Source organism: Microcoleus sp. Z1_A1 (assembly GCF_036700305.1).
Classification (GTDB): domain Bacteria; phylum Cyanobacteriota; class Cyanobacteriia; order Cyanobacteriales; family Microcoleaceae; genus Microcoleus.
Map to the genome: position 1 here is coordinate 102,442 of NZ_JAUBOR010000013.1, position 19,515 is coordinate 121,956.

A 19,515-nucleotide genomic window follows, 5' to 3' on the forward strand; every position below is an offset into this window, starting at 1 on the left:
GAAAAATTTCTAACTATTCAGCCTCCAAATGAGCGAGGCTAAATAGTTATTTTCAACAGGTTTTATTTGAGATGTTCCACCATTCCCAAGAACTTGTAGGGGCGGGTTCACCAACCGCGTTAAATGGTACAAACAGGTTAAGTAAACCCGCCCCCACCCACGAAAAAGCCCCAATTAACATTAGTGCAACCTTTCAGTTTCCAACAGATTTTATCCCACTACTTTCTCATCTTCAGCTATGGGAGAAGTGTGAGAAATCTCCAAATTCTCAGTCCAAGTGTGAGCAATATCCAGATTCTCAGTCCAAGTGTGAGCAATATCCAGATTCTCAGTCCAAGTGTGGATCAAATTCGGTTCTAGTTCATTCATTATCGTAGAAGAAGTGCTGTTAAGTTGTGACATGATAGGTCTCCTTGTAAGTAATAGACTTTGTCTAATTCTAAGATCGATCTGGTTCTAAAAGTACCAAAGTTTACATCTCGTAAGCTACGCAGCTTTTAAAGGTTGCAAAATCTCGCGGGGTTCGGTAAAAGGTTGGTCAAAACTATGGGTTTTTGCATAAACCAGAAGTTGATCGATCTGTTTCGTGAAAATTTCAAACAAATTTTCAACTATCTCAAAAATCTCTTGACGGCTCTCAATAGTCAGTGGTATGTTTTTGATCGATTGCTCAACATCCGGCGTCCCTGTAGTATGACCTGTTTCCACATCCAAATGAAAATAGCCAAAATAGATAAGCTCCTTTTTAGTAATTGATTGGAGTTCTTCGGCAATTGATGCTGTCGCTGACAAGAACACGTTACCCGATGCTTCTACCACTTCCAGGATTGCTAGCTTAGTGATTGGACTGGCTCCAAAAGCGTATCGAAAAATTTGATATGTTACCAACCGTGAAGCTTTTAGTTGTTCGCTCCAGACAAAATTCAAAGCATCGCTGAACTTCAAGGATTTGTTATTAATACCCAGTGTTTCCATGTCGGCCAAAAACCACAACCAGTGATGATCGTCTTCGTAAGTATGATTGTTGATCATTGCCTGAAGAGGATCGTTGGTTGGTTCTTCTCGGAAAATAGACTGGTTCAATTCACCAAAACTCATTGCAAAGTGAGCAATGCAGGGAGCGAAAGCTAGGCGTTGTCTTGGGTCTATGCTTTTGTCTCGCATAAACTCAAATAGCTCTGCTTTAGCAAATTCTTGCTTCTTCTTTTCAATCAATTCTAGGACTTCTTCCATTGTGATGCACCTGATTAATGAATCTATAGGCTAGTAACTTAATCACGACGCAAATGTGATTTAAATCAATAATTGTTGTGTTTGACATCACGTTTAATTATGTTCTCGATCGCCTAAACCTGCGTTTTCGTCCTCCGGGCGTCCCCTTCGTTGTTGGTTAGCGGACTCAAACGTTGAGCAAAACCTTGAGTATATAAAAATTTGTCTGTCATGTGTGCGATCGGCATCACAGAATTTGTTACAATATGGCAATTAACTGGGTGAGGTGTCAGACCGTACATGATTAAGTCGGAGTTCAAACCAGATGTTTGGCTGTCCGCCCGTCCAGACACTTTCAAAGTTTAGGCATCTCGCTATCTAAAAAATCCCTGAGTAATTACTTAGGTTGTAAGGTATCCCCAGTTACCAAATTTACAAAAAATACTTAGGTATAGTTCGCCAGAGATTCGATCGATATCAAGCGCAATGTTTACTAAAAATTTCGTCACAGAATAAAAGCCATGAATACACTTCCCGGTTACAAAATCACAGAAGTTGTTCAACTTGGTGTGAAGTCCATCATTTATCGCGCTGTCAGGGAATCTGATCGAGCGTCAGTCATTATTAAAACACTCAATACCGAGTACCCTACAATAGAAGAAATTACCCGTTTGAGACATGAATACAAAATTAGCTCGAATCTCAAACTCGAAGGGATTGTCAAACCCCATAGCTTAGAAAAATATAACAACAGTTTCGCTCTGATCTTAGAAGATTGTGGCGGTCAATCTCTCAAGCACCATCAAGCGGGTAAAAGCATTAAACTTCAGAAATTTTTGCCACTAGCTATTCAAGTGGCTCAAACTCTCGGAGAAGTGCATCAAAATCAGATTATTCATAAAGATATAAAACCCTCAAATATTATCATAACACCAGATTTCAAACAAGTAAAAATTACCGACTTTAGCATGGCGACGCGCCTATCGAGAGAAGTCCACCAAAATAGCAATACTATGGTGCTAGAAGGCACTCTAGGCTATATATCCCCAGAGCAAACTGGTCGGATGAACCGAGACCTCGACTACCGGACTGACTTGTACTCTCTAGGCATCACCTTTTATGAAATGCTAACAGGAGAGTTGCCTTTTAATTCAACCGACCCCTTAGAATTAATTCACAGCCACATTGCGGTGACGCCAGTTCCTCCCCATCAACTAAACAATCAAGTCCCGCAGATAATTTCATCCCTTGTCATGAAACTACTAGCTAAAAATGCCGAAGACAGATATCAAAGTGCCTTTGGAGTAAAAGCAGACCTGGAAAATTGTCTAACTCAGCTACAAACTACTGGCAAAATTGAAAATTTCATTCCAGGGACACTTGACAAATCTGGTCAATTTTTGATTCCCCAAAAACTCTACGGTCGCACACAAGAAGTCGCTGATTTGATGGCATCATTCGAGCGAGTCAGCTTTGGGAATACAGAGATGGTGTTGGTAAGCGGTTACTCAGGCATCGGTAAAACATCAGTTGTCAGTGAAATCCACAAACCAATTGTCAGGCAGCGGGGTTATTTTATTGCTGGGAAATTTGACCAATTTAAGCGGGATATTCCTTATGCTGCAATAACTCAAGCGTTTGAGTCATTGATGCAGCAGTTATTCACAAAAAGCTCAGAAGATTTGGTAATTTGGAAAGAAAAGCTTTTGTCACGGCTGGGTAATAACGGTGCAATTATTATTGATGTTGTTCCTTCAGTCGAAATAATCATTGGTTCGCAGCCTTCTGTTCCCAAATTGGGGCCGACAGAATCTCAAAATCGCTTTAATCGATTGTTCAAAGAATTCATGAATATGTTTGCCCGATCCGAACATCCATTAGTTCTATTTTTGGATGATTTGCAGTGGGCAGATTTAGCTTCCTTAAAATTGATTCAGGAATTAGTTACTGACCTGGATAGCCGATATTTTTTACTGATAGGAGCCTATCGAGATAACGAAGTGAATTCGACTCATCCGTTAGTTCAAACTGTCGAAAATATTCAACAGACTGGTGCTGCAGTGCATCAAATTATCCTCCCATGTTTAGATTTGAGCAGCGTCAATGAGCTAGTATGCGATACTTTGGGTAATCAAACTGAAAACTTAAAGTCTTTGACGGAGTTAATTTTTAATAAAACTGGCGGAAATCCATTTTTTCTGACTCAACTTATTTCAACTATTCACTCTGAACAACTATTAGTTTTTGATTTCACTATTGGTGCATGGCAGTGGGACATCACGGAAATTGAAGTCGCTGGTATTGCAGATTACAGTGTCGTTGAATTAGTTGCTCGGAATCTGCAACAACTGCCGGGGGAGACGCAGCAAGTATTAAAATTAGCTGCTTGTATGGGCAACCATTTTAATTTAGAAAATTTGGCAATTGTTCGGGAAAAATCAGGCTCGGAAACGGCGGCAGATTTATGGGATGCACTTCAAGCTGGTTTAATTCTGCCAATGAGCGATGCTTACAAAATTCCGATGTTTGATGAGGAAATCGTGAAAACACACCGAAGGGGCGGGACGCCCATCCCACAAAACAATCAAAATCATCCCGCAATTATGCAACGCTCAATTGATTACAGGTTTTTGCACGATCGCGTACAGCAAGCCGCCTATTCTCTCATCCCTGACTCCGAGAAAAAACAAACTCACTTAAAAATCGGCTTCATGCTATTGCACGGCCGGCACGGGGGCACCGCCCCTACGGCATCGGAGATAGCAGAAAATATCTTTGATATTGTCAACCAACTCAATATCGGGGTGGAATTCATCACAAATCAGGAACAGCGAATTGAACTAGCTAAATTGAATCTCATAGCAGGTAAGAAAGCTAAGGCTTGTGCCGCCTATCAAGCAGCGCTAAAATATTTTAATGCAGGTCTAGAACTTCTACCCGATGGGGTTTGGCAGAGTCACTACGATTTAATCATGGAAATCCATTCCGAAGCACTGGAAGCTTCCTATATAAATACCGATTTTGAGCGCTCATTTTACCTATCAAATGTTATTATGTCCCGCGCCAAAAAATTGCTAGACAAACTCCCCGTTTATGAGCTAAAAGTTATTTTTCACTTCAATCAAAATCAAGCCCAAGCTTCGATAGATATAGCTCTAGAAGCTTTGAAAATGCTGGGAGTGTACATACCTAAAAATCCACAAAGACTCAATATTTTAATGGAGCTATTTCGCACAAAACTAGCTTTAAGAAATAAGCAGATTGAGGATTTATTACAACTGCCACCAATGACTGACCCTAATAAAATTGCGGCTATACGGATTTTAACGAATATGGTTCCGGCTGCTTTTATAGCATTACCCGATATGTTCCCACTGATCGCTTTTAAAATTGTTACTCTTTCTCTTAAGTACGGGAATACGCCACTATCTAGTGTTGGGTATTCAAACTATGCTTCGCTCCAGTGTGGGGTGTTAGGCGATATGGATTCTGGATACCGATACGGTCAAATGGCTCAGGCACTTTTAGAACGATTCCACACCAACTTGTACAACTCTCAAATTTCACTAATTTTTAATGGTTTTATCCGTCACTGGTCTGAACACGTCACGGAAAGTCTTAGCGGTTTACTTGAGGGTATTCAGAGTGGACTGGAAACGGGAGATGTCAACAATGCTTGTTATTGTGCTAGTTTTTACAGCAATTATATATTTTTGAGTGGGGAACCTCTGGAGTCGGTGGAGACTAAGCAGAGTCACTATATTCAAATGTTGGTGAATTATAAGAATGAATTTATGATTTATCAAGCCAGAGTTGGATCACAAGTTGTCTTAAACTTACAAGGTAAAACAGCCAATCCTTGCCTATTGACTGGCGACAATTTTAATGAAGAAACTATGCTACCAAGATTAAGAGATGGTCAAAATAATCTGGTAATATTTCTAGTACATTTGTCTAAGTTATGGCTAAATTACCTATTTAAAGATTATGCAATATCTGCTGAAAATGCCATTATGGCATCAAATTATTCTGAGGCTGTGATGGGCATGATGTATGTTCCCCTCCACAATTTTTACTATTCCCTAGCACTCTTAGCTTTGTATCCCACAGCTTCAAAATTTGAACAGAAAAAATACTTAAAAAAAGTTGCTTCGCTTCAGAAAAAAATGAAGCATTGGGCTGTGAAATCTCCGAGGAATTATCAGCATAAATATGACTTGGTAGAGGCAGAGAAAGCGCGAGTATTGGGACAATATGAAAAAGCTGCTCTGTATTACGATCGAGCAGTGAAAGGAGCTTCGGAAAATGAATACATCCACGAAGAAGCGCTAGCCAACGAACGCGCGGCAGAATTTTATCTGGCTCGCGGTCGAAACAAAGTGGCTCAGAGTTATCTAATAGATGCTTACTACGGCTATATTCATTGGGGAGCAACCGCCAAGGTCAAACATTTGGAGTCAGAATATCCGATTTCTTTACCCCCTGTATCGGCAGGAAGAGCCAGCGGAGATCGAACTATTACTAGCACTAATTATAGCACGAGCAGCAGTCACAGCAGTTTATTGGATTTGACAACTGTTGTTAAAGCATCTCAAGCACTAGCTAGTGAAATTGTGTTAGACAAGTTGTTAGAAAAATTAATGAAAATGGCGATCGAGAATGCTGGGGCACAAAAAGGTTTTCTGTTGATGCCCAAGGCAGGCAAATTGCTGATTCAAGCAGCGGCATCGGTGGAGTCTTCCGATGTTGCAGTTGAACAATGCCCTAGAGTATCTCCTGCAGATGTTTTGCCAATAACCGTGATTAATTATGTTGAAAAAACGCACTTAGATGTAGTTTTAAGTCAGGCTGCTAGAGAAGGTCTATTTACAGACGATCCCTATATTAAAAGGCAGCAAGTGAAATCTGCGCTTTGTACTCCTATTCTGAATCAAAGCAAACTCGTAGGTCTCCTTTATCTGGAAAATAATTTAGCTACTGAAGCGTTTTCTCCAACTAGGTTGGAAGTTTTGAAAATACTTTCTTCCCAAGCTGCCATCTCTCTAGAAAATGCGGTACTTGTTGCTAATTTGTCGGAGGCTAAGGAACAGTTGGAGGATTATTCCCGGACGCTGGAGGTGAGAGTGGAAGAGCGCACGCAGGAATTAAAGACTAAAGAAGCTAAGCTGCAAGAAGCTCAAAAACTGGCGCACCTAGGCAACTGGGAATTTGATTTGGAGGGGGATAAATTAACTTGGTCGGAGGAAGTATTCCGAATTTTTGGCCTTGACCCTAAACTACCAGAACCGACTATTTTAGAACAGAGGAAGCAAATTCATCCAGATGACCTAAAGTTGTGGTTAGAGGCAGTAGAGCAGATTAGTCTATTAGGAAATCCTTGCGATTATGAGATGAGAATTTTGCGCGCTGATGGAGCTGTCAGATATATTTATCTTAAGGCGCAAGCTATTTTTGATGGCGGTAAGGTGATTAAGTTATTTGGGACGATACAGGACATTACGGATCGCAAGTTAGCGGAGGATGCTTTGCGACTGTCTGAGGGGCAATTGAGAGAAAAAGCGACACAATTAGAAGTTACTTTGTCCCAATTACGCTCGACGCAGACTCAACTAATTCAAACTGAAAAAATGTCTTCTTTGGGACAGTTGGTGGCGGGGGTTGCTCACGAAATTAATAATCCGATTAATTTCATTTATGGCAATGTTCTCCATGCTAGCGATTATAGCTCGGAGCTGCTGGGATTGATTGAGCTGTACCAGGAGTCTTACCCGAATGCTAATCCTGAGATTGTTGCTAGAACAGAAGATATTGACCTGGCTTTTATTCAAGAAGATTTGCCTAAAATTCTAAAATCAATGCAGGTTGGGGTCGATCGCGTTCGCAATATTGTGCTGTCGCTGCGGAATTTCTCACGCCTGGATGAAGCCGAGATGAAACCAGTGGATGTTCACTCCGGGATTGATTCGACTCTGCTAATTTTGCAGCACAGGTTGAAAAAGGATGCACTCGGACATGGGGTTGAGGTAGTTAAAGAATACGGTCAACTGCCGAACGTAAATTGTTATGCTTCTGGGTTAAATCAGGTGTTTATGAATATTTTGAGCAATGCAATTGATGCAGTGGAGTTAGGAGTTGGGCGACCGGAGACAACTGCCCAACTAGAAAATCCTTTATCTCCAATTTTTGAGCGAAGGATTAAGATTCGGACTGAGGTATGCGACCTAAACTTGGTGAGAATTTATATTGCTGATAATGGTCGGGGGATGACGGAGGAAGTACGATCGCGAATATTTGACCCTTTCTTTACTACAAAAGCTGTGGGAAAAGGTACTGGTTTAGGGTTGAGTATAAGTTATCAGATTGTGGTAGAGAAACACGGCGGGAAGCTAATGTGCTTTTCCGCGCCCGGTGAGGGGGCTGAGTTTGTGATTGAAATTCCCGTGAAGCAGTGAACTTTTTGTAAGGATCGTCAATTAAATAATTTCCCTTTTTTCTTGTGGGATGGGCCTAAGAGCCCGTCCTTTCTGGGCGGGCTCTTAGGCCCATCCCACAACAGTCATGAAAAGTGGATTTTATTTAATTCTCATCCCTAAGTTTTTATATATGTTTTTTTAACCGCCGATAAACGCCGATGAACGCAGATACAATTATATCTGCGTTCATCTGTGTTTATCTGCTGATATCTGGGGTTAAAAATTCTCAATTTCAATATTAAACATCGCGTTCTGTCCGCACCCATTTAGTTTGCCGCTTCAGGAGAAAACCTAGATACAAAGGGATTTTCCAAAGGATGTAAAAAGGTACAGATAAGAGAGTTGAGCCAGAAATATCGGCACGCCCGAATTTTGCCCAAGCGCCGACAATTGAAACTAAAATCAGCAATCCTTGTACTGCTAACAAGACGGCGGGAATTGAGGATGTTCCCAAAATTGCTGCTAGTAAAGAGGTGGCAAAAGCAGCTAGCCAGATCGCGACTAAAAGCGATAGGGGAGGGACGGATAAGTCGAGGGCGATCGCCAATAAGTCAAAACGTTTTTGTTCGACTGAAGCTGCTGTCAGCCGGGGAGTTTGAGTTAACAATGTCTGTATGTGACCGTGTTCCCACCTGGTTCTTTGACTTTTAGCTGCTTGCTGCTGCTGTGGCAAACAGCCGGTGACGTTGGCTTCGGGGCAGAATACTGTTGGGTGTCCGGCGATCGCCAAATCCAAACTCATCTGCATATCTTCAACAATATTACTGCTTGCTAGGGACACCGATCGAATTATCGACCAGGGAAAAGCCATGCCAGTACCTGTTAGTAATGATGGGAATCCTAACTGTTTTAATCCGCTGGGACGGACTAAGTTTTTCACAAGAAATGCTAAAGCAGAAATGGAATCTTTGGGAGTAGGATTTGGTGGCTGTTCCATGAGATAAGTTGCTTGCACTGGTCTTTGTTGAGCAACTGCAACCCTGGCTAATTTTTCTATAGAGTCTGGCCCACAGATGCAGTCGGCGTCAACCATGATGACTACTTCTGGGGGGTCGGATTCGATCGACTGCAAGCCAAAATCCAGTGCGTATCCTTTGCCCTTGCGTTGTGTGTCTTGGCGCTCGATCGCACTTGCACCGCAGTTACGGGCGATTTCTGCCGTGGCGTCCGTACAGTTGTCCGCAATCACTAAGAGGCGGTCTTGAGGTGTTAGCTGTGGCAATATGGTGGAGATGGTGGCGGCAATTCCTGCTGCTTCGTTGTAAGCGGGAATTAAAACTGCTACTTTGGGGCGGGGCGCTTTAGTTTCCGCTGTCTCGCCCTCGCCGGACAAGAAAGCTGCACTGCATTCTAGAAATAGAACTGCAACGGGAATTAGAAGGATCAGGGCGATCGCCAATAGCACAACATCAATCAATAGGAACATTAGCTGATTAATTTCCACAATTCTAGTACCTTAATTTAATTTTATTTTTTGCGTTCATTGAGTGTATTTAATCTTATTGCATCTTTGTTAACTCACTGCGCCACGCTATCTAAAGTATGATTATATCATGCCCGCCAACAATCACCCTTCTCACATTTGTTGTGAGAACTTAAGTCCTCCTAAAAATATTAGGACTAGCCTCCTCACTAAAAATTAATTTGATTGCGGTTGTGCGGTTTCCAGTAAGATCATATCATGTCAATTCTGACAATGTTAAGTCACTCAATTTAATTAAACATCAAACAAGCCCAGACTGGAGAAACCCGGTTTCAAAAAGAAACCAGGTTTCTACGTGTTCTATTTTTAATCCACTAAACACTTAGTCGATGTTTAACATCAAATCCGGTTGCAGGGGAATAATAAAATCGAGTCAAGAGTTAACACTTAACCATTCAGTTTTTAGACCCATCCTTCAACAGTCAACAGTCAACAGTCAACAATCATTTCGCTCGTGCAACCGGAATTGATATAACTCATCCCCTGTGGGTGGGAACTCAGGAAGTAATCTCCCAACTCAAAACTATGTTCAAGCTACGCTGCATCGCGGATAGCAACAGGTTCAGATTTTTTGGTGGTGAACTGTGCGGGGGGTGCAAATTCTCTTAGATATCTCGATATCGATCGCAAATATCCCACTTCTGCTTGAATCGAATCCAGGGTAGAAAGACTCTCAACTAAGTCATCAAACTCATCTGCCGTAACTCCAGCATTGTGCAAGACTTCTTGGTTAAGTCGCCCGCAGATTCCTTGCAGGAGGAGTTCGATAATCTCGCTATAGTCAGCGATTTCTGTTCCGTAACCTTGCAATTTCTTGGGATTGATTCCCCACTGCAAAATCTTCAACAAGTCTTCAGGCGCACTCCACGCAAAAGAGGAAGCAATGACTTCTTTTTCCGCTGCGACAAGAGCGTGCTTGATTTGCACTTCGGGGAAATCTGGATCGATGATTAAGCTTTCCAGCTTTGAAACTTGTTTATCTAATACGGGCAAAGAAAAAGGAGCTAATTCTACACTCACCATGTCGCCAGCATCGTTAACACTTCTAAAAGGATCTTCCAAGACATTAATTAGGAGGTGAATGTCTGTAGGCTTTTTCCAGTCAAACTGTCCTAGGAAAAACGGTTCTTCATATCCCGGCAAAAGTCCTTGAAAATAAATCGGCAGATTTTTGCCTGATTCAAGAATTTTATAAAGAGCTACTTCCAAGGTTTCTGTCGGCCAACCGAGATTACTTACTGCGACAAACTTCAGTTTGCCGGGAACGGACACAACCAAAGAATTCAGCAATAAATGTACGGCTTCGACCAGATTTTGAGCAGTTACGTAACGGTGGGGAGCGTGAACGTTGACAGTTTTACCTTGCTCTACTTTTTTGGACATTTGCTCGCAGAACAAGCTATTTTCCAACATATGGGTAAAGCGAACCATCCCGTAAGTGACATCTCCTTCTTGAGCTGCTTTAGCAAATTGCCATTCGGCAAACTTTTTCGAGGCGGCGTAAACTTCGGTTGTAAAATATCGAGATGTTTTGCCTGTAGAAGAGAAGATGCAATGTTCTACGCCGTATTCTTCGCAGAGTTGGATGATGTGTTTACATCCTAACAGGCTGGTTGTAACTGTTTCTCGGATTTTGATTTCAGCTAGTCCGGGTTGGCGTTGGGCTGCTAGGTGAAAAACAATTGCTGGTTTTTCTACCTCAAATATGTGTTTGAGCGCGTCGAGGTTGCGAATGTCGGCGGCATAGAAAGTTACAGCACCTTCTCTGGTAAAAAGCGGGAGATTTTCTTCGGGGTTGTGACATCGGGCGTTGTCTGCGGAAATGATTTTAGTTGCGCCTAATTCGAGGAGTTTTGCGATTAAGAAACGACCGACACATCCTTCTCCACCGGTGATGAGGATGGTTTTTCCTTTGATTTGGCTGCTGCAGGCGGATGCGTATAGGTGAATAGTGCGATCGCGCACGTCGCTAAAAGGTTCGCTTTCTAATTGTCCGTCTGCTTGATAGGCGGAGATTAGCTGTGCGGTGAGAGTTTGTAAGGCCGCGAGGATTTCAGGATCTTGGGGTTCCGGGGAACCGGGGCGAACTAGCTGCTGGATGCGATCGATTATTTCCGCTTTGCTGGCACCTTCAAACACTTCTCTTTGGTTAAATGCACTCTTCACTTTTTTTTCTCCTTTAAATTCTAGAAATACCCTTGCTGATAAGCGCGTTGTTAAACAAATTTTCGAGGAACAGAATCTTTAAAATTCTGGTGGGTTTTAGGATTTTTTCGACGACGAAAAGCTAGTTAATGGGAAAGACACGCGATCGGCTCGGCTTGTAGTTTTATTAAGCCCTTTTGTAACCTGCTTACTTCTGCGAGCTGCAAATATCGGCTAAGTCGGAATGTTTTCTGTCGAAAATTTGTCACTACAACTATATACTTAAATTGCTGATTGCTGCCAATACTCTGAACATATCTTTACTATTTCTTTGCAATAACCTGTGAGTTTTCACGTAATTTTAAAGTTTATGTAAAGTAGGGTCTACATTTAAAAAACTTAACAATACACTAGACATTGATTCTAGCACTTTACTATTTAATTAAAATGTATTTTTTGTTACTAAATGAAAGTGAAGCTTAAGTAAAAATACGCACAAAAATCTTAATCAAATATTTCCGTCTGCTCAAAATCTTGTTACTTGAGGGGTGGGGTAGTCCTGCAGTGCCTACCCCTGTATGTGTGCTGCTACTAGGCGCGAACGGTGCGTTCTTTTTTGCTGCCTTCAAAGCCGCGAGCGTCGGCAACATCGTAGCCTCCTGTCCGCAAGCGGCGGTCTAAATCGCTGGCTTCAGGAGAAGTTTTTGCTGCTTCTTCGATCGTCACTCTGCCTTCTAGCACCAGTTTGTAAAGACCTTGGTTGATAATCTGCATTCCTTCGTAAGTATCATGTTCCATCAACCGGAAAGCTTCATCATCAGCACCTTTCATCAAGTAATCGTGCATAGCAGGTGTATTCACCAAAATATCGTGAACTGCTACCCGACGGTTGTCAACTGTTGGCAGCAAAAGTTGGGCAATTACCGCTACTAAAGAATCGCAAATTTGAAGCCGCATCGCCTGTTGTTCTTCAGGTGGGTAGAGGTTCAACAACCGATTAATAGCGTTAATGGCGCTGCGAGTGTGGAGAGTTCCCAATACTAAGTGACCAGTTTGAGCTGCTTGCAAAGCTGTATTGATGGTAACTCTGTCGCGCATTTCCCCGATCAGAATTACATCGGGATCTTCCCGCAAAACTGCGCGCAAAGCCTGCTGAAACTCGTGGGTATGCAAGCCGACTTCCCGCTGGCTGACCAAGCATTTTTTAGAAGGATGAATGAATTCGATCGGGTCTTCAATTGTAACTACGTGCTTTTGCTCCATCTGATTGAGGTGGTCGATCATCGCAGCTACGGTTGTGGATTTCCCCGAACCGGTAGGCCCTGTAACCAATATTAATCCCTGCGATCGCAAAATGATATTTTTGAGAACTTCTGGCAACCTCAAGGAATCGATAGTAGGTATTTCCAAACTAATCAACCGCAATACTATGGCACCGCCGCTGAGGGAATCAAAACAGTTTAGCCGACACCGCACGAAGCCAGGGTAAAAAATTGCTGAGTCTAATTCCTTGGTAGTTGCAAACTGTTTTCTCTGTTCGGGGGTGAGAATTTCGGCTAGGTAATTTTCAAAAATTTCTGGGGTTACTTTGGGGTGGTTAGTTGCTACTTGCATCACGCCCCGAATCCGAAATCGAGGTAGTTGGCCGACTCGAATGTGAATGTCGGAAGCGCTCGCTGCATGGGCATCTCTGACCATTTGTTCGATCGTACTGACGGGTGTCTCAACAGGCCGCTGCTGCTGGGCTGCGGGGGGCACACTCGGCGCTGGAGGCGGTGCGGGAGTTGCAGCCAAGGGCGGGGGCGGTGGCGGTGTTCGTCGGCGGCCTTGAGCCTCTGGTTGAACGGGTGTAGGATTGTTTAATGGGTTCATTTTTTGGTCTCCAGTCAATCGATTTTAGATTTTAGATTTTAGATTTTAGATTTACTCCACAGATTAATCTGGGAGCAGGAACTAGAGTCTAAAATTTGGGCATCGACCCTGACTGAGTGTACGTGGCAGGGTATCCGTTTTTGGGCGGGTCAATGTAGATTTATTGCGAAAAAATGCCCGATTTATAATCTAATCCCTCGCAGCTAATTCGGTGTTAAATGCTGAGAATATTTTACAATTAGGCTTGATTGGGCGATCGAGTAATTAACAATTTTAACTCCTATGAACATCGGTCACAAAATTGCCGACTGGCTCGAAAATCGTGCTGTTACCCCTGCCTACGCCGGTTGGCTGCTGTCGGGGATGACGGTTTTCTTTTTTGGGTCGGCGACTAATACAATGTCTGGGTGGCTGTACGTGCTCAGCGGTGGGGGTTTGGCGCTGTTGGCAGTAGCGGCGGTTTTGCCGGGAAAATCGCTCCGTGCCTTGGAAGTCCGTCGCCGCCCGATCGAACCGGTGAGTGCGGGCGATCAAATCACCGTCGAACTAGAAATCGAAAATCGCGCCCGCCAACCTAAGACTTTGTTGCAAGTGATAGACATCTTGCCGTTTGTATTGGGAGAACCGGTTGTCCGCCCGATCGAAGTCATAGACCCTAACAGTATATACAGGGATACATACTATCTAGAAGTCCGGCAGCGCGGCGTCTATCGTTGGCAAGAGGTAAACTTGAGGACGGCGGCACCTTTAGGGTTGTTTTGGTGCAGACGCAGTCGCGCAGTCAAAGCGGTGGCGGTTGTGTATCCAAAGGTTTTGCCGTTGAGCACTTGTCCTTTGATCGATCGCATCGGTCAAGAAGACAGCCCGCAATTTTACAATCGCAGTCGATCGCAAACTGCTACCGAAGGTCTCACCCGCAACCTGAGACCTTACCGCCACGGAGACCCCACCCGCCTGATTCACTGGCGCACCAGCGCCCGCTACGGAGAACTGCGGGTGAGAGAGTTAGAAGTTGCAGCCGGCGGTCAAGAAATTATTATTGCTCTCGACAGCGCTGCGGCGTGGCAGCCAGAAGAATTTGAACGAGCCGTGACAGTAGCTGCGTCTCTTTACTTCTATGCTAGCAAGCGCCTGTTAAACGTCAAACTTTGGACTGCCGGGACTGGACTTGTTTCGGGGAACCGGGTAGTTTTGGAAACTTTAGCGGCGGTTAATGCTGGGGAAGATGCGATCGATAATCGGTCGAAACTGCCGATAATTTGGCTGACTCAAAACTCTGCAACTTTAAGCACTCTTTCCCCTGGCAGTCGCTGGGTACTATGGCCGTCGGCAACTGCTGAAACAGGCGAAAAAATGTTAGTCAAACATGACTTACCTGGTTTAGAAATTCGCTCTGACCGACCCTTAGAACTTCAGTTACAAGATCCTCTCGAAAGAGCGATTAGTTATTAAGTAAGATAGACCACGAAAAAACCTATGAAAGAGCGATTAGTTATGAAGATTGACTTGATCAATCTAAAACCTCAAGAACCATGATACACTACAGGAGTGTAATTCATCAACTTAAGGATCTTACAGGGTCTGGCAATTGCTTGGCAAGTTAAGAGCAGCTTAGATTACTGTGACTCCGGTCGCAAACATCATATCTCATTCACCAAATAGGAGAAAAAATGACTTTCTGGGAGAAATTAAAGCAGAACGTATCACAAATCAATGTTTCTCTGCAAACCAATATTTCCAAGTTTAAAAATAATGATTTTGCTGATGCCTCAATGGCAATATGTGCATTGATTGCTGCTGCTGATGGCACTATCAATACCGAGGAAAGACAAAAAACGGCGGCTCTAATAATTTCCAATGAAACACTCCAAATTTTTCCGGCGTCGGAGTTGAAGCAAAAATTTGATTTTTATTGTGAGAAGCTCTCACAGGACTTCGATTTTGGTAAAATTGAGGCTATCCAAGCGATAGGGAAACTTAATAAAAAACTAGACCAAGGTCGTGCCGTCATCCAAATTGGCATTATTATCGGTGGTGCGGATGGTAATTTTGACAAAGATGAAAAGAAGGTTGTCAAAGAAGCTTGCCATGCTGTGGGCATTAATCCTGTGGAATTCGATCTCTAAATTCAGCTATTTCCTGGTTCTAGCCCATCAATTATTCAAGGCTTGATATCTGCGAATAGCATTGTTCATGGAGTTTATTTGCTCTGGGTGAAATGAGGGAGGCATTAAGCTATGAACAGTATGAAGGAGTCCATTGTGCATGACATCGGTCGGAAGTGCAGAATGATCGAGTCCTAGTGTATGTCCTATTTCATGGGCAATGGTATTTGCAATTAAGTTAGATAGTTGATTGAGACTAAGGCTGGCATTGTAAGAAGCATAGAATACTTGGTCAATCCGAATAATCGCCCGATCTGTAACCATTGCCGATTTGAAGCTAGCCACGCCGAGATAGTCAACCGGCTGGCTATCAACGAATATATAAACATGAGTAAAATCTTCGCCCCACTCTTTGCGATCGGGGGGCTCGGAGGTCAAAAATACCTTGATGCTTCTAAATGCGCCGTAGAGTTTGGAGAAAGCGTCCATCAGTAGGGAAAAGATCGCTTCTTTATTTTCGGGTGCGACATCCATTCCTGATACATCTACCCAAATACAACGGCGAAAATCGCTATCATTATCAATTAGAACTATTCCACAGGAAGGGCAAAACTCCCACTGAGGGTGGATACGGGAACGACAGCCGTGACAGCAGAGTTTGGGGGTTCTAGTCAGGTTTAGCCGTTGAGAGAGGGGGAGTTTTAGCTTGCGATTGTGTTTGGTTAAGTCTAGGCGATCGTACAGCGACATTGACTGAGTGTAGGAATTTTTTCTCGTAACATAACGTATTTTTCATCTCATGTAAATTACGCTGATTACTTCAGGTATTTCAACAAAACAAAGGGTATTCATCGTTGTTGTCCACTTCTGATTCCAGCAAGTAAGGAGCATCTATGTACCGAAGGAGTTGTTAAGCATAGGTTTTCACAAGTTCCTGTAACCCATTAACCTTAACACCGTTACCGATGGCTGCCATTTTCCACTCATTATTATGCTTGTAGATTTCTGCCATCAGCATCCCCGTCATGCCTTTGTATTCAGAACCTGAGAGGTTGTATTTTGCAAGTTCTTGATTATTAGACGTATTAACCAAACGCACAAACGCATTTTGAACTTGTCCGAAGTCTTGCTTGCGTGCAATGCAATCGTAAATGTTAACTGTAAAAACCAGTTTGACAATTTGCGAGGGAATTCGAGATAAATCGACGAGAATTTGCTCGTCATCTCCCTCTCCCGCTCCAGTCAAATTATCACCTAGATGCGTAATAGCTCCTGAACGGTGGGAGAGATTGCCAAAATAAACGATATTGGTCATATCATTCACTTTGTCATTTCCATCTAAACAAATCACTGAGGCATCCAGGTCATAATCGGGAGCACTGCTAAAAGCCCCAAACAAACCTCCACCGGAGCGTTTCGCCACATCCCACCCTAATCCGCACATCAGTTTTGTTAGCCCGGGTGCTTCTTTGGAAAGCGAGATGCGCTGTCCTTTTTGTAGGTTAATTCCCATGTGTTTTACCTTTTAGCTATAGCGATCGAGTAATGCTTGTAAACCACCTTGATAACCTGAGCCCACTGCATTGAGACGCCACTCGCCGTCTTTCCGGTAGAGTTCAGCCATGATCAGTGCTGTCTCTATGGAATAATCTTCTACCAGGTCATAGCGAACAGCTTCCTGTTGTGTTTGGGCATTAACGAGCCGCACGAAGGCATTTTGCACCTGACCAAAATTTTGACGGCGTTGCTGTGCTTCATGGATGGTTACAGTTACAAGAATTTTTTGGACATCATTAGGCACTTTTTTGAGGTTGATTTTGATAACTTCATCATCCCCCTCGCCGGCCCCCGTGAGATTATCTCCCAGGTGCTGCACTGATTTGTCGGGATCTGGACTTGTGAGATTGTTGTAAAAAATGAAGTGGTTGTCAGAAATTAATTTTTCGTTAGCACCTAAGAGGAACAATGATGAGTCTAGGTCAAAGTCAGAGCCCGTGTCTGTAGCTTTAACGTCCCATCCCAGTCCTATGAATACTTCTGAGAGACCGGGTGAAATTTTCTCAAGCGATATCCGTTGTCCTTTGCTCAGAGATACTGCCATGATTCAATCTTCCTCTTTATTAGAAGTGGTTATGGAGGGAGGCGCGGACTTGAAAACTTTTTTAAGTTTTTGCTGGAAATAGTTGTAGAATTTTTAATCTTAAATAATAAGAATATTAGCTAACTGTGCAGATGTCAATAGGGATGACAACTCTTAATTATTTTTTGGGTCTGAGTACAAAGTAATCATGCCCTGCCTCCCACAGTTGTGTATTCTCAACTTGGGTTATTGTGCTTGTGTATTTTGAACTCTCGGAACTTGACTCTGTTTTGTGATGCAAGTGACCATTACCAGGCCGTTTCCACAAGGCCCTCCGCTTGGAAGTCTCCTGTGATGCAATACCATCGACTTGTGGCGTCGATGGTGTTGCGACGGAGGCCCAACTCTTGAGCAACTTCGATTTTTTTCATGCCATTTAACTCGATCGCTCGGATGACCTGATGAAGGATGTATAAATGTACAGTTTGGGCCCAAAAGTCGGCGCGCTCGCTCTGCAAAACTGGCCACTAATTGTAGTCTATTTTCTAACCGACGAAAGCGGTTGCTATAGTTTAATTTAAATGCCGATCGGCTCGAATCGAACTCTTTGCCTGACAATAAAATCTCAATCCCTATCACTCCGTAGTGTCGGGGAGAATTTCGACTACATACTCCGGTACATATTCGGGTCGATTTTCGGGCCGATTCGGGGGCAAATTCTTGGGCAAATTCTCCGGTGGATGCTCGATCCTGACTCGCCGGATCGGAAGATTTGCAATTAGTGCTGTGGCCCGCTGGTCGCTCTCCAGCGAGAACTCAGACCCAGTGGTATCGATTTCCACGTAGCGAGACACCACCTCTAGAATTTCTCGGCGCATCGACTCAACCATTTCTGGGCTGAGTTCTGAGCGATCGTGGGCTAGAACCAGTTTGAGGCGCCGTTTTACCTCGTCGCGGCTGTTGTCAGGGGTGCGCGGGAAAAGTCGTTCGAGAAGTGTGTGTATCATGGGTCAGGCTGATTTGTCAAGGGTTAGGCATAGAAAACGTTATACGATTTTCGATTTTCGATTGGGGAATCACTCATTCCCTAATGGTTTAAAGTTGACCTACAGTTTCATTCTTTTTGGGAACTGGTGTCACTGGGGGAAAATTTGGGCTAGTTTTTTTGATGAAGTCGCTGCTGTTAAAGATCGATCGCCCATATTGCAGCACATCACATAATTTTAGTATTTAAGAACTTGCGGAGGCGAGTAAAGAAGTTTTCTCGATGGGGATTGAGATCTAGAAAATCAACTTTTTCGCCTTCTAAGCGGCGGGCAATATTGTCGAAGGCAGTTCCAGCTAAAGAGGCCGTTTCCGACAATACTAATGGTTCGCCTCGGTTGGTGGAAACGATGACGCGCTCGTCGTCGGGAACCACGCCTAACAGCGGAATGGCGAGGATTTCCCGCACGTCTTGCACCGACATCATATCATTTGCCAGCACCATTGCGGGTCTGATCCGGTTGACGATCAGGTTGATTTTCTTGACGTTGTTGGCTTCCAGCAGGCCGATGACTCGATCGGCATCGCGGACAGCAGCGATTTCGGGAGTGGTGACAATTATCCCTTCTTGAGCCGGCGCGATCGCATTTTGAAAACCTTGTTCAATGCCAGCAGGAGAGTCGATCAAAATATAGTCGTATTTTGCTCCCAACATCCCCACAAGCTGCTTCATTTGCTGGGCGCTGATGGCATCTTTCATCCGAGTTTGGGCAGCCGGCAACAGCACCAAGCGCGGCTGCCGCTTATCTTTCACCAAAGCTTGCTCTAATCGGCACTCTCCAGCGAGAACTTCTAATGCCGTGTAAACAATCCGATTTTCTAAGCCTAGCAGCAAGTCTAAATTTCTGAGACCGAAATCGGCATCAATTACAGCAACGTTGCGCCCCCGCTTAGCTAAAGCCATGCCGAGATTGGCTGTGGAGGTGGTTTTTCCTACCCCGCCTTTCCCTGATGTAACAACAATAATGCGAGCCATAAGCGATTTTAGATTTATTGGGAATTGATGATTGGGAATTAGTAACTGGTAATTGGGAATTGGTAATTGGGAATTGGTAATTGATTTTATTATTGGTTGATAATTAGCAATTATTATTTGGGAAG

Annotated in this window: 15 protein-coding genes; 3 read left to right on the top strand and 12 right to left on the bottom strand. The window is 43.6% G+C overall.

What is annotated here, in order from left to right:
* Window positions 1-210 precede the first annotated feature (210 nt).
* The 3 genes from QT973_RS11285 to QT973_RS11295 all read right to left on the bottom strand — a co-directional run bounded on the left by QT973_RS11285 (window position 211) and on the right by QT973_RS11295 (window position 1,571).
* Complete coding sequence (locus QT973_RS11285; RefSeq protein ID WP_333056091.1) at window positions 211-402, bottom strand: hypothetical protein; 192 nt, start codon at window positions 400-402, stop codon at window positions 211-213.
* An 84-nt stretch (window positions 403-486) separates the two neighbouring features.
* Window positions 487-1,233 (bottom strand): hypothetical protein, encoded by a 747-nt coding sequence (locus tag QT973_RS11290; protein ID WP_333056090.1) that lies wholly within the window; start codon window positions 1,231-1,233, stop codon window positions 487-489.
* Between the two features lie 113 nt (window positions 1,234-1,346).
* On the bottom strand, window positions 1,347-1,571 hold the full coding sequence (locus QT973_RS11295; protein ID WP_333260511.1) for a hypothetical protein: 225 nt from the start codon (window positions 1,569-1,571) through the stop codon (window positions 1,347-1,349).
* 162 nt (window positions 1,572-1,733) lie between these two features.
* On the opposite strand from QT973_RS11295, the gene QT973_RS11300 reads away from it, so the two are divergent.
* Window positions 1,734-7,664: an AAA family ATPase gene (locus QT973_RS11300; RefSeq protein ID WP_333056089.1), complete on the top strand. Its 5,931-nt coding sequence runs from the start codon at window positions 1,734-1,736 to the stop codon at window positions 7,662-7,664.
* A gap of 259 nt (window positions 7,665-7,923) precedes the next feature.
* On the opposite strand, the gene QT973_RS11305 is transcribed toward QT973_RS11300, so the two are convergent.
* The 3 genes from QT973_RS11305 to QT973_RS11315 form a co-directional block, all read right to left on the bottom strand.
* Entirely contained in the window at window positions 7,924-9,111 is a 1,188-nt protein-coding gene (locus QT973_RS11305; protein WP_333056088.1) for a glycosyltransferase family 2 protein, read from the bottom strand.
* A 591-nt stretch (window positions 9,112-9,702) separates the two neighbouring features.
* On the bottom strand, window positions 9,703-11,334 hold the full coding sequence (locus QT973_RS11310; protein ID WP_333260514.1) for a polysaccharide biosynthesis protein: 1,632 nt from the start codon (window positions 11,332-11,334) through the stop codon (window positions 9,703-9,705).
* Window positions 11,335-11,904: 570 nt separating this feature from the next.
* A complete protein-coding gene (locus tag QT973_RS11315; RefSeq protein ID WP_333056086.1) occupies window positions 11,905-13,185 on the bottom strand; it encodes a PilT/PilU family type 4a pilus ATPase in 1,281 nt (426 codons plus the stop codon).
* A 282-nt stretch (window positions 13,186-13,467) separates the two neighbouring features.
* Here QT973_RS11315 and QT973_RS11320 point away from each other — a divergent pair, with 282 nt between their 5' ends.
* On the top strand, window positions 13,468-14,637 hold the full coding sequence (locus tag QT973_RS11320; RefSeq protein WP_333314272.1) for a DUF58 domain-containing protein: 1,170 nt from the start codon (window positions 13,468-13,470) through the stop codon (window positions 14,635-14,637).
* Between the two features lie 218 nt (window positions 14,638-14,855).
* Window positions 14,856-15,311 (top strand): TerB family tellurite resistance protein, encoded by a 456-nt coding sequence (locus tag QT973_RS11325; protein WP_333056083.1) that lies wholly within the window; start codon window positions 14,856-14,858, stop codon window positions 15,309-15,311.
* Between the two features lie 27 nt (window positions 15,312-15,338).
* Here QT973_RS11325 and QT973_RS11330 read toward each other — a convergent pair whose 3' ends face one another.
* From QT973_RS11330 to minD, 6 genes are all read right to left on the bottom strand, one after another.
* Window positions 15,339-16,040 carry a zinc-dependent metalloprotease family protein gene (locus QT973_RS11330; RefSeq protein ID WP_333056082.1) on the bottom strand — a complete coding sequence of 234 codons (702 nt, stop codon included), beginning with the start codon at window positions 16,038-16,040 and terminating at the stop codon, window positions 15,339-15,341.
* Between the two features lie 160 nt (window positions 16,041-16,200).
* Window positions 16,201-16,803 carry a TerD family protein gene (locus QT973_RS11335; RefSeq protein WP_333056081.1) on the bottom strand — a complete coding sequence of 201 codons (603 nt, stop codon included), beginning with the start codon at window positions 16,801-16,803 and terminating at the stop codon, window positions 16,201-16,203.
* A gap of 12 nt (window positions 16,804-16,815) precedes the next feature.
* A complete protein-coding gene (locus QT973_RS11340; RefSeq protein WP_333056080.1) occupies window positions 16,816-17,391 on the bottom strand; it encodes a TerD family protein in 576 nt (191 codons plus the stop codon).
* A 287-nt stretch (window positions 17,392-17,678) separates the two neighbouring features.
* Window positions 17,679-17,888 carry a hypothetical protein gene (locus QT973_RS11345; protein WP_333056078.1) on the bottom strand — a complete coding sequence of 70 codons (210 nt, stop codon included), beginning with the start codon at window positions 17,886-17,888 and terminating at the stop codon, window positions 17,679-17,681.
* Between the two features lie 117 nt (window positions 17,889-18,005).
* Entirely contained in the window at window positions 18,006-18,377 is a 372-nt protein-coding gene (minE, locus tag QT973_RS11350) for a cell division topological specificity factor MinE (protein ID WP_333056077.1), read from the bottom strand.
* A gap of 206 nt (window positions 18,378-18,583) precedes the next feature.
* Complete coding sequence (gene minD / locus QT973_RS11355; protein WP_333056075.1) at window positions 18,584-19,390, bottom strand: septum site-determining protein MinD; 807 nt, start codon at window positions 19,388-19,390, stop codon at window positions 18,584-18,586.
* Window positions 19,391-19,515: the final 125 nt, after the last annotated feature.

What these genes read in the sequence shown, in the direction of transcription:
- QT973_RS11285 (WP_333056091.1), bottom strand. Translation starts at nt 402, where the DNA reads ATGTCACAACTTAACAGCACTTCTTCTACGATAATGAATGAACTAGAA.
- QT973_RS11330 (WP_333056082.1), bottom strand. Translation starts at nt 16,040, where the DNA reads ATGTCGCTGTACGATCGCCTAGACTTAACCAAACACAATCGCAAGCTA.
- minE (WP_333056077.1), bottom strand. Translation starts at nt 18,377, where the DNA reads ATGATACACACACTTCTCGAACGACTTTTCCCGCGCACCCCTGACAAC.
- QT973_RS11315 (WP_333056086.1), bottom strand. Translation starts at nt 13,185, where the DNA reads ATGAACCCATTAAACAATCCTACACCCGTTCAACCAGAGGCTCAAGGC.
- QT973_RS11340 (WP_333056080.1), bottom strand. Translation starts at nt 17,391, where the DNA reads ATGGCAGTATCTCTGAGCAAAGGACAACGGATATCGCTTGAGAAAATT.
- QT973_RS11320 (WP_333314272.1), top strand. Translation starts at nt 13,468, where the DNA reads ATGAACATCGGTCACAAAATTGCCGACTGGCTCGAAAATCGTGCTGTT.
- minD (WP_333056075.1), bottom strand. Translation starts at nt 19,390, where the DNA reads ATGGCTCGCATTATTGTTGTTACATCAGGGAAAGGCGGGGTAGGAAAA.
- QT973_RS11305 (WP_333056088.1), bottom strand. Translation starts at nt 9,111, where the DNA reads ATGTTCCTATTGATTGATGTTGTGCTATTGGCGATCGCCCTGATCCTT.
- QT973_RS11290 (WP_333056090.1), bottom strand. Translation starts at nt 1,233, where the DNA reads ATGGAAGAAGTCCTAGAATTGATTGAAAAGAAGAAGCAAGAATTTGCT.
- QT973_RS11335 (WP_333056081.1), bottom strand. Translation starts at nt 16,803, where the DNA reads ATGGGAATTAACCTACAAAAAGGACAGCGCATCTCGCTTTCCAAAGAA.
- QT973_RS11325 (WP_333056083.1), top strand. Translation starts at nt 14,856, where the DNA reads ATGACTTTCTGGGAGAAATTAAAGCAGAACGTATCACAAATCAATGTT.
- QT973_RS11300 (WP_333056089.1), top strand. Translation starts at nt 1,734, where the DNA reads ATGAATACACTTCCCGGTTACAAAATCACAGAAGTTGTTCAACTTGGT.